The following is a 15880-nucleotide window of genomic DNA, read 5'->3' as shown; positions in this document are numbered from 1 at the left end:
AATATGAAGCAGACAGGCCCACAGTCATTAACTGATGAACAGCAATGATAAATGCCGTTACTGCCAGAGAAAAAAGAATGATCAGAAAGAGCCGCTTCATTCGCTAATGTTAAATGTTCCTTCAGGGTTGCCAAATCCATACCAGGAGAAGTCCTGTGCGGCCCGCATTCCGGTTCCTGTCATAATTTCATCACCATCTATAATGGTCACGAACTTATCGGTATACATGATTTGCTCGGCAGGTTTCCAGTACAATTCTTCAGTATCAAGTTGCTGATTGTTCTCCATACTCCTTATTTCCACGTCCCCGCGCCCCCTCCATTTATTTTCTTCCTTGAAAAAAAATGCTTCATCTGCCCGCAGCGTACTCCCAATCTCTCCCTCATCATTAAAAAATTCCAGAAATATCCCTTCCGGAAATTCCCGGTCTCCATTTTCATATTCCCACAACTTGGGGGTAGTTAGTCTGATCTGAACCTTGGCAGATTCGCTGTAAAGCATGACAAGATCTTCAGCTTCCTGAAAAGGTCCTTCATATTCGAGAATTTCCGAAGGCGCCTTCTTCTCTTCCTCACATCCCGTAAGGCATGCGATGGAAACAAGAAGCATAAAAATTGAAACAGAATTCCTCATATGTGAAAAAAGGCCACAAGGAATCCCTGTGGCCTTTTTGATTTACTATATTTCATTAATCACGTGTACGGATCGTGGTTGTTTCACCGATCCAGCATCCGATCGAAAGGTTATCACCTGAATTGTAATTGTAGGTAAATACCTCTTCTTTCGAAGGAAATTGCTCTTTTGCATCACCAGCCGCGCTGCCATTTCCACCTCTCATGAAGTAGTCATACGCTACCAGGAACACACCACGGTCTTTAACCTGGTCTTCTCCACCCCTGCACTGTTCGTAGCTGGTGAAATAGAGGTAGCCAATGCGTGTGTAAGCCTCTTTTGCATTAGGATCAGCGGCCAGTGCCTTTTTGTACAGCTCACGGGCAGTAGATTTCTGACCGGCTTCCGACTTCATAGAACCCATTTGCATGTACATCTCTGATTTTTCCTGAGGAGTTTGTGCATATTCCATGGCTCTGTTGAAAAGTTCTTCTGCCTGTGCATTGTCACCGCTGGCCTTTGCTTTCAACCCGAGGTTTTTAAATAAACCATAAGAAGGATCATTTTCAGCAATCACTTTTCCGGCATCCAGCCACAGCGGATCATCAGTACATTTTCCTTCCAGCATGAACTTGAAGATAGTTTTTGCCAGCTTGATGTCTGTAGGGTTCGCTCGGAAACGCGGCTCCAGTTTTTCTTTTACGTAAGCGCAATCTACCTTGAAAATCTGCACGAAGAAACCGTCGATCTTATTCTTATAATCTTCGAGTTTTGCCCTTTTACTGGCATCACTTTCATTTGAAATCTTGTAATCGATCGCTTCATTGATTCCTTCATAATATTCCAGTATCTGGTCAGGAGTGAGGTTATCAAGATACTTTACGTTGTAATAAACCACACTCATGTAGGGAAGCAGCATATAATCGGGAAGATCATTTCCATTCAGTTCATGAGCTTCCTTGAACAGGTCAAGGATATTTTTAAGCTCTCCCGGTTTTTTTACGTTGTTTCTGTAAGCTGCATATGCCTTACGAGCTACCACTTCCTGTTTTTCATTGCAGTATTCCATACGCATATCGTACAAAAGGAGCAATGAATCAATATAGATATTCTTCTTTGCCTCATCAGTTGCACCGTCAATAAGCCCGTTATAGATTTTTTCTCCATTTATATAAATGGACGTGTTCAGATTGGGTGTATTATTCAACAACCAAAGGTGATGTTTCTGAGCACCCGCAAAATTTTCCGCATTTAATGCATCTGTATACAGTACATTTTTCTCTTCTGCTTTGGATCGCATGGCCGCGTCCTCAGGCCAGTTCCAGCCTGCACACTGGGCGTGTGCAAATACAGTAGAAAATGCAAGGGCGGCGGTTAGTAAAATCTGCTTCATGACATTCATTTTCATAGTCGGTTTAATCTTAATCGTATTTCCTTTTAATGAACCACTGATCGTTAAAAGTAAATCCAATGTATATCTTGTAATAGTTTTCTTTTATGTAGTTATTCTGGACATCTCCTCTCTGGCCTACTTTAAAAGCCATGTCAATACTTGAAAAACGTCCTACTGGTAATGTCCAGCCAAAATTTATGCCAAAGTCTTTTACCTGTTCCCCTGACGCCAGCCTGGGTACATAGGGTAATGTAGTGTAATTTACACCAAATCTGTAAGTTATGCGCTCTAAATAGCTATCAACAGATGATGCATCCGGAGTAAATTCTCCACCCACACCTATTGAAAACGTATTTTTAAAGTTTTGGTTTGAGCCGTTATAATCTAAGAACTCTGACCAGTTTTGCAATTTCAGGTCCATTCCAACGGTCCATTTGAACTCCTGGGTGAATGATAATCCTATTCCCAGTGCGCTTGGAAGGCGGTAAAATCCCGGTTCTTCAAAGCTGAGTGTGTCCCTGCTGGTTGGTTGACCAAGTAATCTTCTCTCGTAGGTTTGTGTACGTTTGGCACTCAGATCCGTGGCAAAATCATACGTTATTCCAGCCTGGATCCGGGTGGCGCTATTCATAATCGAGTCTTTCCGAAAAGCCACACCCGCTTTGAAGAGGAAGTCGTTTACATTGATCTCGGTACTAACCGTTGGAGAATAGTTGAACGAGTTTTCCGAAGTAAGAATAGTATTTGAAAATTCGGCTGTGGCTGATCCAAAAATATAACTGGCTTCCAGGCCGATCGAGAAATTCTTGTTCAGTGTATATCCATTCGACCAGAAGAACTTATTGAGTCCGCCCGACCCTTCTTCTGTAATAAGCGTCGTATCAGACGGGGATCCGCTCACAGGTTCCCGGGATGTTTGCACAAAATCGATGACACTGTAGGGTAAAATTCCAACTGATGTTGTCCATTTTCCGGGCATCACCGGAAAGGCCAGAATCAGGTAGTTCAAATTTCCTCCGCCATTACTTTCCGTCTTAACGGAGTCGCGTAAGGTTTGATATCCACCAATATAGCCCGCAGAGAAAACGGTTAGTGTATTTCGTGGGAGTAATGCCGGATTTTTGTAGTTGAGGTGCCAGATATTCCCGTTGCTGATCCCTACACCGCCCATCCCCTGGTTATTCACCAGGTTGGGTTCGACAATATCCCCGATTCCCAGTCGGCTGAACGGTGATTTCGTGGCCTGACCATAACTGATTGTAGCGATGCTCATCAGTGTGATCACCAGTATGTAGTTAGAAAATTTACGAAACATTATAGCTTAAAATCCTGTTCAACCCCTCTAAAACTAAATGGGGGGCTGCAAATATGGCCCCTTTCAGCCTGTTTTCAAAAACTTTGGAACCACCCCCGCATAAAATAATCTTCAAATCTCCGAATTTGTCTTCATACATGCGAATAATTCCTTCAATTTCAGCCTGCATTCCAAATATTACCCCGCTTAGAATGGAATTTCTCGTGCTATTGCCGACCAGCTCAGCCTCTTCCTGAAATTCAATCAACGGCAGCCCTGCGGTAAACGTGTGCAGCGACTTAAATCGTATATCCAGTCCAGGTGAAATGCCCCCTCCGAAGTAATCTCCTGATGCCGTAATGTGATCATAGGTTATGCATGAACCTATATCGATGGCGAGGCAGTTGGTGTCGGGAAACCGCTGCTGAGCGCCCGCAACAGCTGCGATGCGGTCGAGCCCCAGGGTTTCCGGGGTTTTATATTGATTTTGAAATGGTACCGAAGTCTCATGACTAAGAAACGAAACCTCCTGCCCGATCTTTTCCCGGATAGTATCCTTCCCAACGCTCACCGTACTCGCGAAAATATATTCAAATGTCCGGGAACGCGCCAATTCCGATATTTCATCAAGCGCGAGCCGGTCGTATACTTTAACCAGTTCAAGCCCGTTAAAAAGACCCGCCTTTGCCGATGAATTACCAAAATCAAGAATCAGATTCATACTTTGCTAAAAGATTCCATTAACTTTCCTTTGCGATAAGACACGCAAAAGTATGAAAAAGAAGGGCGATATAGAAGTTATTGGTTTGATGTCGGGTACATCATTGGACGGACTTGATATGGCCTGGTGTCGTTTCACAGATGCTGAACGCCCTCATTTTACTGTACTCGCCGCAAAAACCATTGAATATCCATCCGGGTTGAAGCGCCAGCTTGAAAATGCTGTTTCGCTCGGAGCGGAAGATTTATTTGCGCTTGACGCTCAACTGGGCCAATGGATTGGAAAGCGGGTGGGAGAGTTTATTGAGGGGGGAAAGTCCAGGCCGGATCTGATTGCTTCACACGGACATACAATATTTCATCAGCCTGAAAGGGGATTTACCGTTCAGATTGGAAACGCTGCCCATATATATGCTGCCACGGGAATGCGTATTATAAGTGATTTTCGGTCGCTGGATGTTGCGCTTGGAGGACAGGGTGCCCCTCTTGTGCCGATCGGTGATGACCTGCTGTTCGGCGAATATACCTATTGCCTGAACCTCGGGGGTATTGCCAATATCTCATACCGTACGGATGACGGGCGAAAGGCATTCGATATATGCGCATGCAATATGGTGCTTAATCATCTTGCAGGTCGTGTTGGAAAGGAGTATGATGAAGGCGGGAATCTGGCCCAATCGGGAAATAGTATCCCGGAACTTTTGTCTGAGCTGAACAAATGGCCGTATCTGATGGAGTCACCACCCAAATCCCTGGGCTTTGAGCAGATTTCAGCAGAAATATTCCCTTTGCTATCTGCCGATCTTCCTGTAAATGATCTTCTGAGTACTTTTGTTGACCACATAGCCGAACAGATCAGTCGGGCATGTCCTGTGGGTGGATCGTTACTGATGACCGGCGGAGGTGCACATAACACCTGTCTCAGGGAGCGGCTTGCGAACTTTCGGCCTGATCTTGAACTGATTTATCCGGATCCACTAATTGTAAATTTTAAGGAAGCGATCATTTTTGCTTTTCTGGGCGCTATGCACGAATGGGGTAGAGTAAACGTTTTGTCATCCGTAACAGGTGCAGAAAGAGATCATATCTCAGGCCAGGCCCTGGGGTAGATCCCTTCCAAAAATATTGTAGTTTTGCGTCTGTTTAAAAAAATACTATGAAAGATCTGCTGAAGGAGTTTGAGAATAAGCGACCGGAAATTGTATTTGAATGGAAAGATCCGGAGACCGAGGCAGAAGGCTGGGTTGTCATCAATTCATTAAGAGGCGGTGCTGCCGGTGGCGGGACGCGCATGCGGGCAGGTTTGGATAAGCACGAGGTTGTTTCCCTGGCAAAGACCATGGAAATTAAATTCACAATCTCCGGACCGCCTATCGGAGGTGCGAAATCCGGTATTAATTTTGACCCTCGTGATCCCCGGAAGGAAGGTGTTCTCGAACGCTGGTTTGCGGCGGTAAAACCTTTATTGAAATATTATTATGGAACCGGCGGAGATCTGAATGTAGACGAGATTCATGAAGTGATCCCAATCACAGAGGACGTCGGTGTTTGGCATCCGCAGGAAGGAGTTTTTAATGGACACTTTCAGCCCCGTGAAGCCCAGATGATCAACAGGATCGGTCAGCTGCGGCAGGGAGTGATCAAGGTAATCGAAGATGAACGCTACTCACCGGATGTAAGCCGGAAATACACGATTGCCGATATGGTGACGGGTTTTGGTGTGGCAGAAGCTGTGAAGCATTATTATGCCCTCTGGGGAGGAAATCTTCACGTGAAAAGAGCAGTGATCCAGGGTTGGGGTAATGTGGCCGCGTCGGCCGGATTCTACCTGTCTAAAATGGGGGTTAATATTGTCGCGATAATCGATCGTGAAGGGGGGGTGATCAAAGAGGAAGGATTCTCGTACGAGGAAATCCGACAGTTATTCCTGAACCGTAATGGAAATCAGCTGGCCAGTAAGGATATGATTCCCTATGAAGAGATGAACCGGCGAGTATGGGATCTTGAATTTGAGGTATTTGTGCCAGCCGCTTCGTCACGGTTGATTTCACGTGACCAGGTGGACCGGATGGTAAACAGCAAGCTTGAAGTATTCAGCTGCGGAGCCAATGTTCCATTTGATGATCCGGAAATATTCTTCGGTCCGACAGGTCTTTATGCAGATGATCACTTTTCAGTTATTCCTGATTTTGTTGCCAACTGCGGAATGGCACGGGTATTTGCTTATTTCATGGAAAATGAAGTGAGCATGGAAGATGAAGCGATATTTACAGATGTTTCAGAACGGATCAGGCTGGCACTTGAAAACACCTATAAAAAGAGCACTTCTAAATTTGGCATTGCCCAAACATCCTTTGAAATTGCCCTTGGTCAATTAATTTGATCCCTCGTAATTTGATAATCCGGCTGTGTTGTGAAAATCGCATTATTTCGGTTATTTTAGCAAAAAACGTTAATTGTCTGTGAGCAGAGCGCTTCTCTATTGCATAGTTTTCATTGTACTCAATTTGACTGCAATTTCTCCAGTGAGCGCGCTGGACAATTTGCCTCAACAACATGATCAGGAAACTGTTGTTCAGGATCAATTTCATGGTGATGAAATCGAGGCGGAGCACCATGCTCCACCGGGCTGGACGGTAATTCCTTTCGTCCTGCTACTACTCATGATCGCTACAGGCCCTCTTTTTTACGAACATTTCTGGCATAAGAATTATCCGAAAATTGCGGTAGCACTGGCATTGCTGGTCGTGATCTATTACCTGTTCGTTCTGCATAATACACATGGTCCTGTGCATGCCCTGGCGGAATATGTACAGTTCATTGCGTTACTGGCGTCTCTGTATATCGCCAGTGGAGGGATCATGATTGATATCGATAAAAAGGCCACTCCGCTTGCAAACGTATTGCTGCTGCTGGCAGGTGCAGTGGTTTCAAACCTCATTGGTACAACCGGGGCTTCAATGCTGTTGATTCGTCCGTTCATACGGCTGAACAAAACGAGGATTAAAGCATACCATATTATCTTTTTCATCTTTGCCGTAAGCAATATCGGAGGGTCACTTACTCCCATTGGAGATCCGCCTCTGTTCCTGGGGTTTTTGAAAGGTGTTCCTTTTTTCTGGACGTTAGAACATAATATTATTCCATGGGCTTTTGCCCTGCTTATTTTGGTGGTGATCTTCTATTTATTCGATGTCCGGAACAAGCAGAATTTTGGTGAGGATGATGTGGAATATTCAAATAGCATCAGCCTTATCGGAAGCCGAAATTTTCTATGGTTGCTGGTTATCATCGGATCAGTATTCCTTGACCCAAATGTGATCGAGTGGGTTCCGGCAATCCATTATGATGGTCAGAAGTTCTCTTTTGTTAGAGAGGTCATCATGTTCAGCGTGGCATACTTTTCATTCAGATTTGCCGATAAGAAAGCCATTCAGGGCAATGAGTTCAGCTTTGAGCCGATTCGTGAAGTTGCTTTTATATTCATCGGTATATTCGGTACAATGATGCCTGCACTTGAATTGGTTGGTAATTTTGCGGCATCACCGGAAGGATCGAAACTTATTACGCACAATACCCTTTATTGGGGGACAGGTATTTTGTCTGGATTTCTTGATAATGCCCCAACCTACATAAACTTCTTAACGGCAGCCCTTGCATCACAGAATGGTAATATCAACCTGATCGCTGATGTGGCGGCCTTTGCAAATGGCGGGACATTCCATGACTCCGTACTGGATCTGAAGGCGATATCCATAGCCGCTGTATTTTTCGGTGCATTTACCTACATCGGTAACGGTCCGAATTTCATGGTCAAATCGATTGCCGAACAGGTAGGTATTAAGATGCCGTCTTTCTTCGGATATATCATCCGTTTCAGTATTCCATTCCTGTTACCTCTGCTGATCCTCGTCTGGCTGGTGTTTTTTGCCTTCCTCTAAAAAAGTCCCTTGTTCAGTGCTTTGAGGGCGTCGTTCTTTACACGTGTCTCGACGAGTATTGAAATGTTATTCTTACTTCCGCCGATTGAAACCATACGGATTGGAATATCATCGAGTGCGTCAAAAACCTGCCTGATTACGCCTTTTTTCTCGGAGATCATGTGGCCGACGATACAGATAATCGACATGTTGGGATCTACTGCCACCTGACCAAAGGTTTCAAGTTCATGAATGATCTTATCCATGTGGGATGTGTTGTCGATGGTCAAGGAAACCGCAACCTCTGATGTGGTGATCATATCGATGGATGTCGCATACTTTTCAAATATTTCGAAAACTTTTCGCAGGAAACCGTGTGCCAATAGCATGCGGCTGGACTTGATCTTTATTGCGGTGATATTGTCCTTGGCTGCGATGGCTTTGATCTTTACTTCATCGGTAGGTTCTCCTATCAGGGTTCCGTAAGCCGTTTCATCCAGTGTACTTTTCAGCCAAACGGGTATGCCAAATTTCTGCGCCGGCTGGATAGAAGACGGGTGAAGAATTTTAGCCCCGAAATAGGCAAGCTCCGCTGCTTCGTCAAATGTTAGCGCCGAAATTGGCTTTGTATTCTCAACAATCCGGGGGTCATTGTTATGCATGCCATCAATGTCGGTCCATATTTGCACTTCCCGTGCTTTAATGGCTGCACCTATTAATGAAGCAGTATAATCGCTTCCACCACGCTGCAGGTTGTCTGTCTGTCCGTTAGAGTTCCGGCATATAAATCCCTGGGTGACAAAAAGGATATCCTCAGGGTAATTTGCCAGCATTGCATTCAGTTTTTCAGAGATACGAGGAATCTCAGGTTCTCCGTTTCTGTCGATTGACATGAAATTCAACGCCGGAAGTAAAACCGATTTGATATTTCTTTCCTTTAGAAACGCGTTGAACAAATGGGTGGACATAAGCTCACCTATGGCCAGAAGTGTTTTATTGTTCCCTTCATTGAAATCAGGAATGCCCGCCAGTGCCGTAAGGTCTTCAAAGAAATTGTTAAGTATTGTTACACCTTCTTTCTTGCCATCCTCGGTACTGAATAGTCCGTCTGCAAATGTGTCATATTCTTCCCGCAGGCGGGCTATCGCTTCGCGCGCAACCGATTTCCTGACTTCAAGCAGGGCATTGCCTATTTCAACAAGCTTGTTGGTCGTTCCACTTACTGCAGACAGCACTACGATTTTAGGCTCATTATCTGCGGTAATGAGTCTGGCTACCTTTTGCATGCGTTCCGGAGCACCGACTGACGTGCCTCCAAATTTGTAAATGACCATATTTCAATTGTTTGGGGCGCTAATTTACAAATCTTCCCGTCAAAACGATATAAAAAAAGCGCACCGAAGTGCGCTTTGAACAATGCTATAAGTGTTGCTTCCCTATGGTAGTACTACCGGAAGGCTTAAAATCTGTCCCGGATCCACGGAAACATCTTCAATGATCGCAACTACTTCCACAAATTCCTGGTTCTCGTCATATAATGCGACAACCAGGTCGTAAGTGCCGCTATTGATGAAACCCAGCGTAAACGCACCATCCTCACTAACATTCCCACTGGTTATGGAATTCGGGAATTCAACAGACTCTGGTTCAACGATCAGCTCATCCTCCGTATAGGAACCTTCCTCGTATGCAAAGACCTTTAAGGACTCGTAAGCTGTTTCACTCGTGATAGATCCTTTGATCATTGCGACATCTTTGTCTTCAACCAGCCGGACCACTGGTTTTAGCAGGAATTTTCCGCTGTTACCAGCTTCAACTACGGCACGGCGTGCGTCAATGTCCAGTGTTATTCCAACGATTCCATCTGGTGGAATGGTAAAGTTCCCTTTTGCTTTATACCCTGACTGTTCTCCACTTGGAACGAACAGAGGTTCGCGAGTTCCATCTGAAAATTCGAGATAAGTCCCGCGATTTGCCGCGTCGCCACCGTCGTGTTCTGCAATATCCAGCACAAGTCTTATTTCCTTATAACCACCTGCGGGTAACTCTTCTTCAGTAAGCAAAAATGAATTTCCATCCCGGTAGTTAAGCAGATTCACATCAACCGGATCCTCAAAATCATCCAGGACTTCCCAGCCATCATTACCTTTGATATCAACTCTTACCACCGAAAGGTTAACGGCTACAATATCCGGATTATCCAGGGGAGCATCTGTAAGTGAAAGCTTCAGTGTACCTGTGGATCCTTCATTGCTGTCACATGATGCAACGGCAATACCTATGATCAACGTGAATACTGCGAATGCTTTTCCAAGGTTTTTCATAATAAATGATATTAATTCAACTCTTTATTTGGTGAAGTAACGTTCAGTAACCGGATTTCGTCAGCTCATATCGTTCAAGTGCCATTATTCACGGTATTTTAACGTATACAGGCATAAAAAAAGCGACAGGAATCCCTGTCGCTTTAGTTTTGTCAGCAATGCTGTTATTTCTTGCTGTTATCATCGACTTCTTCGTATTCCACATCGGAAACGTTGTTATCAGATGCACTTCCTGAGGCTTGATCAGCACCGGTTGCCCCCGCATCCTGTGCGGCACCGCCTTCAGCTCCACTGGCAGCATACATTTCTTGTGCTGCTCCTTCCCAGGCTTTATTCAATGCCTCCATTGAAGAATCGATGGCGGCAAGATCCTGAGACTGGTGAGCTTTTTTCAAATCTTCCAGTGCTCCGCTGATCTTGGTTTTGTTATCGTCAGATAACTTGTCACCATACTCCTTCAGCTGCTTTTCAGTCTGGAAGATCAGTGAGTCGGCCATATTTACTTTTTCGGCTCTCTCCTTGGCTTCCTTGTCTGAATCTGCATTGGCTTTAGCTTCTTCCTTCATCTTGTTAATTTCCTCATCAGTGAGGCCGGAAGATGCTTCGATTCGGATTTTCTGCTCTTTGCCAGTACCCTTATCTTTTGCCGAAACGTTCATGATACCGTTGGCATCAATATCAAACGTTACTTCAATCTGAGGTACGCCGCGAGGTGCCGGTGGAATTCCGTCGAGGTGGAAACGGCCGATGGTTCTGTTGTCTTTTGCCATTGGACGCTCACCCTGTAGTACATGGATTTCCACTGATGGCTGGTTGTCAGCCGCCGTTGAGAACACTTCAGATTTCTTTGTAGGAATTGTAGTGTTAGATTCAATCAGCTTGGTAAATACCCCACCCATGGTTTCAATACCCAGTGAGAGCGGCGTAACGTCGAGCAGAAGAACATCTTTAACTTCACCAGTTAGTACACCACCCTGAATGGCCGCGCCAATTGCAACAACCTCATCCGGGTTAACACCTTTCGATGGCTTCTTGCCAAAGAATTTCTCTACTTCCTCCTGAATTCTCGGGATTCGTGTTGATCCACCCACAAGGATAACTTCATCGATATCAGATGGGCTTACGCCTGCATCTTTCATCGCCTGCTCACAGGGGTGAAGTGTTCTGCGAATCAGGTTATCAGCCAGTTGCTCGAATTTCGAACGGGACAGCTTGCGAACCAGGTGTTTTGGCACACCGTCAACAGGCATGATATAAGGCAGATTGATCTCTGTTTCAGTTGAACTGGAGAGCTCTATTTTAGCCTTTTCCGCTGCTTCTTTCAAACGCTGCAGTGCCATTGGATCTTTCCGAAGATCAACATTTTCATCCTTCAGAAACTCTTCGGCCAGCCAGTTGATAATTACCTGGTCAAAGTCATCACCACCAAGGTGAACATCACCATTGGTTGATTTTACTTCAAAAACACCATCGCCAAGTTCCAGGATGGAGATATCAAAAGTTCCTCCACCAAGGTCATAAACGGCAATCTTCATATCCTGGGTCTTCTTGTCCAGTCCGTATGCCAATGCCGCAGCGGTAGGTTCGTTGATGATACGTTTTACTTCCAAGCCAGCGATTTGTCCGGCTTCCTTGGTTGCCTGTCGCTCCGCATCGTTAAAATATGCAGGAACGGTAATTACCGCCTCTTTCACTTCTGTTCCCAAATAATCCTCTGCAGTAGACTTCATTTTCTGAAGAATCATAGCAGATATCTCCTGGGGCGTATAGTTACGATCACCGATCTTCACGCGAACAGTGTCATTATTTCCTTTTTCCAGCTCGTAAGAAACAGTCTTTCGCTCCTCGGTAACTTCAGAGTATTTCTTACCCATAAAACGCTTCACAGAGCTTACTGTATTCCTGGGGTTGGTAATTGCCTGACGCTTAGCCGGATCACCTACTTTACGTTCGCCTTTTCCATCATCCAGAAATGCCACGATCGAAGGTGTGGTTCTTCTTCCTTCACTGTTCGGAATTACCACAGGCTCGTTACCTTCCATAACGGCAACGCACGAGTTGGTGGTTCCTAAGTCAATTCCAATAATTTTTCCCATGATTGTATAATATGTTATTTAATGATAATTCAATTTCTTTCGATCAATTAAGTAACAAGGGATGTGCCAATACGTGATTTGTGACATAATGTCATAGTTTGGATTTTTGTCTGTACTGAATGTCACAGAAATATTATTATATCCGTACAAAACGACCTAACTTTGCGCCTTATTTGAATGACATGCAGATTACCAGTGAGATAGAGAAGCGCAGAACCTTCGGCATTATCAGTCACCCGGATGCCGGAAAAACCACCCTGACGGAAAAGCTTTTGCTTTTTGGCGGTGCGATACAGTCTGCCGGTGCGGTAAAATCCAATAAGATCAAAATGCATGCACGTTCCGATTGGATGGAAATCGAAAAACAGCGGGGCATATCGGTAGCGACTTCGGTAATGGGCTTCGATTACGATGGCATTAAGATCAATCTGCTGGATACTCCGGGTCACCAGGATTTTGCGGAGGACACCTACAGAACACTTACAGCGGTGGACAGCGTGATCATGGTGATTGACTGTGTAAAGGGGGTGGAGATCCAGACCGAGAAACTGATGGAAGTCTGCAGGATGCGTAATACTCCTGTGATCTGTTTTATTAATAAACTTGACCGGGAGGGAAGGGATCCCTATGAATTGCTGGATGAAATTGAAGAAAAGCTCTCGATCAAGGTTCGTCCGTTGTCATGGCCTATTGGAATGGGTAAAGGATTTAAGGGTGTTTACAGTTTATTTGACAGTAGTTTAAGATTATTTAAGCCGAGCAAGTCAAAACTTGAGGAGGGGCTGCACATTACCGATCTGTCTGACAGTCGTATTGATGAAGCGGTTGGTGAGCGTGATGCAGAGCAGCTGCGTGAAGATGTTGAGCTGATTGAGGGCGTCTATCCTGAATTCAGCGTGGATGATTATCTGAAGGGCGAGGTTGCCCCGGTGTTCTTTGGAAGTGCTGTCAATAATTTTGGGGTGAAGGAGCTGCTGGATTGTTTTATACGATTTGCGCCGAAACCAAGGCCGCGGGAGACGGATGTGCGTCTTATAGAGCCTTCGGAAAAGGATTTTTCGGGATTCATATTTAAGATTCATGCCAATATGGACCCCAACCATCGCAACCGCATTGCGTTTGTTCGTGTATGCAGCGGCAAATTTGAACGCGGTCAGAATTATTACCATGTACGCACCGATAAGAAGATACGTTTTTCGAGTGCCACCATGTTCATGGCCCAGGACAAGGAAATGGTTGATGAAGCATGGCCCGGAGATATTGTCGGATTATATGATACCGGTAACCTGAAAATTGGGGATACCATTTCCCAGGGTGAAAAAGGTGTATTTAAAGGAATACCCAGTTTCAGTCCGGAGATTTTCAAGGAAGTCATCAACAAGGATGCGATGAAAACCAAACAGCTTGAGAAGGGACTTAATCAGCTCATGGAAGAAGGAGTGGCACAGCTTTTCACCTATGAGATCGGTTCGCGAAAAGTGGTTGGTACGGTAGGAGTGCTTCAGTTTGAAGTCATCCAGTATCGTCTTAAGCATGAGTATGGAGCTTCCTGCGATTTTGTTTCGATGAACCTGTACAAGGCATGCTGGATTCACAGCAAGGATCAGAAGAAACTCAAGGAATTTGTCAACTCTAAGTACCGCCATATCGCGCGGGATAAGGATGGCAAGCTGGTATTCATGGCTGAATCAAAATCATGGCTTACGATGGTTCAGGATAATTTTCCTGAAATTGAATTTCACTTCACTTCAGAATTTTAGAGATGACACTTGCACCCAAAACCGTTTTATTTGAGGATAATCATCTTCTGGTCGTAAATAAACCGGCGGGTTTACTCGTGCAGGGTGATCGAACAGGAGATGAGACACTGGCTGATCAGGCCAAGGCATATATCAAGAATAAATACAATAAGCCCGGAGATGTTTTCCTGGGAATTGTACACCGGATTGACCGGCCTGTTAGCGGGGCGGTGGTGCTGGCGCGGACTTCTAAAGCTCTGGAGAGGCTTAATGAATCTTTTCGTGATCGAAAGGTTGAAAAAGTCTACTGGGCCCTGGTGAAAAACAGGCCTCCGCAAGTTCAGGGGACCCTCGTGAATTGGATCAAGAAAAACACAAACACGAATAAAGCGGTAGCCTTCAATAAGCCGGGAGGAGGAGCATTGAAATCCTCACTATCCTATGAATTGATCGGACGGCTTAGCGATTACTACCTGCTGGAAGTTAAACCGGATACCGGGAGACCACATCAGATCAGGGTTCAGCTGGCGAAAATGGGTTGCCCGATATCAGGAGACTTGAAATATGGGGCAACTGATAAGTCAAAGGATGGGCGAATCTACCTCCATTCCCGGGAAATTGTGATACCCCATCCGGTTAAAAAGGAACCATTGCGCATTACTGCTTCACTTCCGGATGATCAAATCTGGCAAATGTTCAGGGGTGTATGAAAAAACCGGGATGGATATCAAGACTTGAAGCCCGCTGGAATGTGAGTACGGTGCGGGTTTTTATCATCCTGCTGGTATTTGCCTGCACAGGTTTCTCGGTATTATTCCTCAAACAACCCATTCTTTCATATTTCGGCCCACCTGATGAACGCAGTATCTGGCTTAGCGTACTTTATTATATCCTGATATTTCCGCTCTATAATCTTATACTGCTTTTTTACGGGGCCATTTTCGGACAATTTCGTTTTTTCTGGGATTTCGAAAAGCGGTTTTTTAAACGAATTTTTGGAAGCAAGTCAACGTCCTAGAAAAAAGCTCGCACCTGTACTCAGGAATCCTCCGCCATTATCCCGTAAGTCAACCCCGCCGGTTAGATCAATCTTAACCTGGTTGCCGGCCAAATACGTGAAACCCGCATTTATGCTTGGAGAATAGGCGAAATCCCTGAAAAATCCGTACACCTCTACAAAAGACCACCAACGGTCAGATATAGTAAAACCTGTACCGAGTGTATACAATTCAATGGGCGTGAATGACTCTGGAGTCCAGAATATTCCAAGACTGTAGAAAAGATCGAAATTTCCGGGCAGATCGTTGGAGAACGCAACTCGGATATCCGGTATTACACGGTTTGTTTCAAAAGCACCCTGTCCGGATGGCAGGACGAACATGGCAATCAGGGCTGTTTCGGGGATCCATCCATTGGCGTTGGTAAGCTTCACTTTGGTTCCCAGCTGCAGAGGTGCCCATCCTGACTCTTCGGTATCACCGCCGTCCAGCTGCAGGTTGAGCGTCCGGTAGTCAATAAAGGCCCGTAATTCAAAATATTCATTCAGCCCTAAACGCCATAAACTGTTGAATGAAAATGATTGCGCAACCGGAATTGACTGATAAAGAATACCCGATTCCAACTGTATTCGTCCTGGATGGAGAATTCCTGTGGATGGGGCCTGTGAAGGACGATCTGTATTGATCACAGGCTTGTCCTGGCCGGAAAGTGACCCGAACCATGAAATCAGGATTGATATCAGCAGTAGACGTTTCAACATAATAAAAAAGCCCCTGAGGCGGG

General features: G+C 45.1%; 14 protein-coding genes. 6 read left to right on the top strand and 8 right to left on the bottom strand.

The genetic code is table 11. The features are described from left to right. Positions 1-96: 96 nt before the first annotated feature. From lptC to LDX50_RS25140, 4 genes are all read right to left on the bottom strand, one after another. Positions 97-609 carry an LPS export ABC transporter periplasmic protein LptC gene (lptC, locus tag LDX50_RS25155; protein WP_225699038.1) on the bottom strand — a complete coding sequence of 171 codons (513 nt, stop codon included), beginning with the start codon at positions 607-609 and terminating at the stop codon, positions 97-99. Between the two features lie 79 nt (positions 610-688). Continuing rightward, positions 689-2005, bottom strand: coding sequence for a tetratricopeptide repeat protein (locus LDX50_RS25150; protein WP_225699037.1), 1317 nt, complete (start codon positions 2003-2005; stop codon positions 689-691). A gap of 28 nt (positions 2006-2033) precedes the next feature. Further along, a complete protein-coding gene (gene bamG / locus LDX50_RS25145; RefSeq protein WP_225699036.1) occupies positions 2034-3320 on the bottom strand; it encodes a BamG family beta-barrel-assembly machinery protein in 1287 nt (428 codons plus the stop codon). Then, positions 3310-4020, bottom strand: a complete 711-nt coding sequence (locus tag LDX50_RS25140) for a type III pantothenate kinase (RefSeq protein ID WP_225699035.1) — start codon at positions 4018-4020, stop codon at positions 3310-3312. Before LDX50_RS25140 ends, bamG begins: the two co-directional genes overlap by 11 nt. A 52-nt stretch (positions 4021-4072) precedes the next feature. Here LDX50_RS25140 and LDX50_RS25135 point away from each other — a divergent pair, with 52 nt between their 5' ends. From LDX50_RS25135 to LDX50_RS25125, 3 genes are all read left to right on the top strand, one after another. Then, positions 4073-5128, top strand: a complete 1056-nt coding sequence (locus LDX50_RS25135) for an anhydro-N-acetylmuramic acid kinase (RefSeq protein ID WP_225699034.1) — start codon at positions 4073-4075, stop codon at positions 5126-5128. A gap of 47 nt (positions 5129-5175) precedes the next feature. Further along, the gene (locus LDX50_RS25130; protein ID WP_225699033.1) at positions 5176-6402 is read left to right on the top strand and encodes a Glu/Leu/Phe/Val dehydrogenase dimerization domain-containing protein; all 1227 of its coding nucleotides are present in this window, start codon (positions 5176-5178) and stop codon (positions 6400-6402) included. Between the two features lie 79 nt (positions 6403-6481). Further along, positions 6482-7960, top strand: a complete 1479-nt coding sequence (locus LDX50_RS25125; RefSeq protein WP_225699032.1) for a sodium:proton antiporter — start codon at positions 6482-6484, stop codon at positions 7958-7960. Here the strand turns inward: LDX50_RS25125 and LDX50_RS25120 are convergent. The 3 genes from LDX50_RS25120 to dnaK all read right to left on the bottom strand — a co-directional run bounded on the left by LDX50_RS25120 (position 7957) and on the right by dnaK (position 12359). Continuing rightward, complete coding sequence (locus tag LDX50_RS25120; protein ID WP_225699031.1) at positions 7957-9273, bottom strand: aspartate kinase; 1317 nt, start codon at positions 9271-9273, stop codon at positions 7957-7959. The genes LDX50_RS25125 and LDX50_RS25120 overlap by 4 nt on opposite strands. A gap of 102 nt (positions 9274-9375) precedes the next feature. Beyond that, positions 9376-10263, bottom strand: coding sequence for a DUF4382 domain-containing protein (locus LDX50_RS25115; RefSeq protein ID WP_225699030.1), 888 nt, complete (start codon positions 10261-10263; stop codon positions 9376-9378). A gap of 164 nt (positions 10264-10427) precedes the next feature. Continuing rightward, positions 10428-12359, bottom strand: a complete 1932-nt coding sequence (gene dnaK / locus LDX50_RS25110; protein ID WP_225699029.1) for a molecular chaperone DnaK — start codon at positions 12357-12359, stop codon at positions 10428-10430. Between the two features lie 182 nt (positions 12360-12541). On the opposite strand from dnaK, the gene LDX50_RS25105 reads away from it, so the two are divergent. The 3 genes from LDX50_RS25105 to LDX50_RS25095 are packed head-to-tail and all read left to right on the top strand — an operon-like array spanning position 12542 to position 15116. Then, on the top strand, positions 12542-14119 hold the full coding sequence (locus LDX50_RS25105) for a peptide chain release factor 3 (protein ID WP_225699028.1): 1578 nt from the start codon (positions 12542-12544) through the stop codon (positions 14117-14119). A gap of 2 nt (positions 14120-14121) precedes the next feature. Next, complete coding sequence (locus tag LDX50_RS25100) at positions 14122-14808, top strand: RluA family pseudouridine synthase (protein WP_225699027.1); 687 nt, start codon at positions 14122-14124, stop codon at positions 14806-14808. Next, positions 14805-15116, top strand: coding sequence for a DUF6787 family protein (locus LDX50_RS25095; protein WP_225699026.1), 312 nt, complete (start codon positions 14805-14807; stop codon positions 15114-15116). Before LDX50_RS25100 ends, LDX50_RS25095 begins: the two co-directional genes overlap by 4 nt. Here LDX50_RS25095 and LDX50_RS25090 read toward each other — a convergent pair. Further along, the gene (locus LDX50_RS25090) at positions 15105-15857 is read right to left on the bottom strand and encodes a transporter (RefSeq protein WP_225699025.1); all 753 of its coding nucleotides are present in this window, start codon (positions 15855-15857) and stop codon (positions 15105-15107) included. The two genes, LDX50_RS25095 and LDX50_RS25090, sit on opposite strands and share 12 nt — an antisense overlap. Positions 15858-15880: the final 23 nt, after the last annotated feature.

The sequence above is a fragment of the Fulvivirga sedimenti genome, from assembly GCF_020328055.1.
The sequence above is the reverse complement of the archived record's forward strand: the minus strand, read 5'-3'. Positions and strand labels throughout refer to the sequence as shown.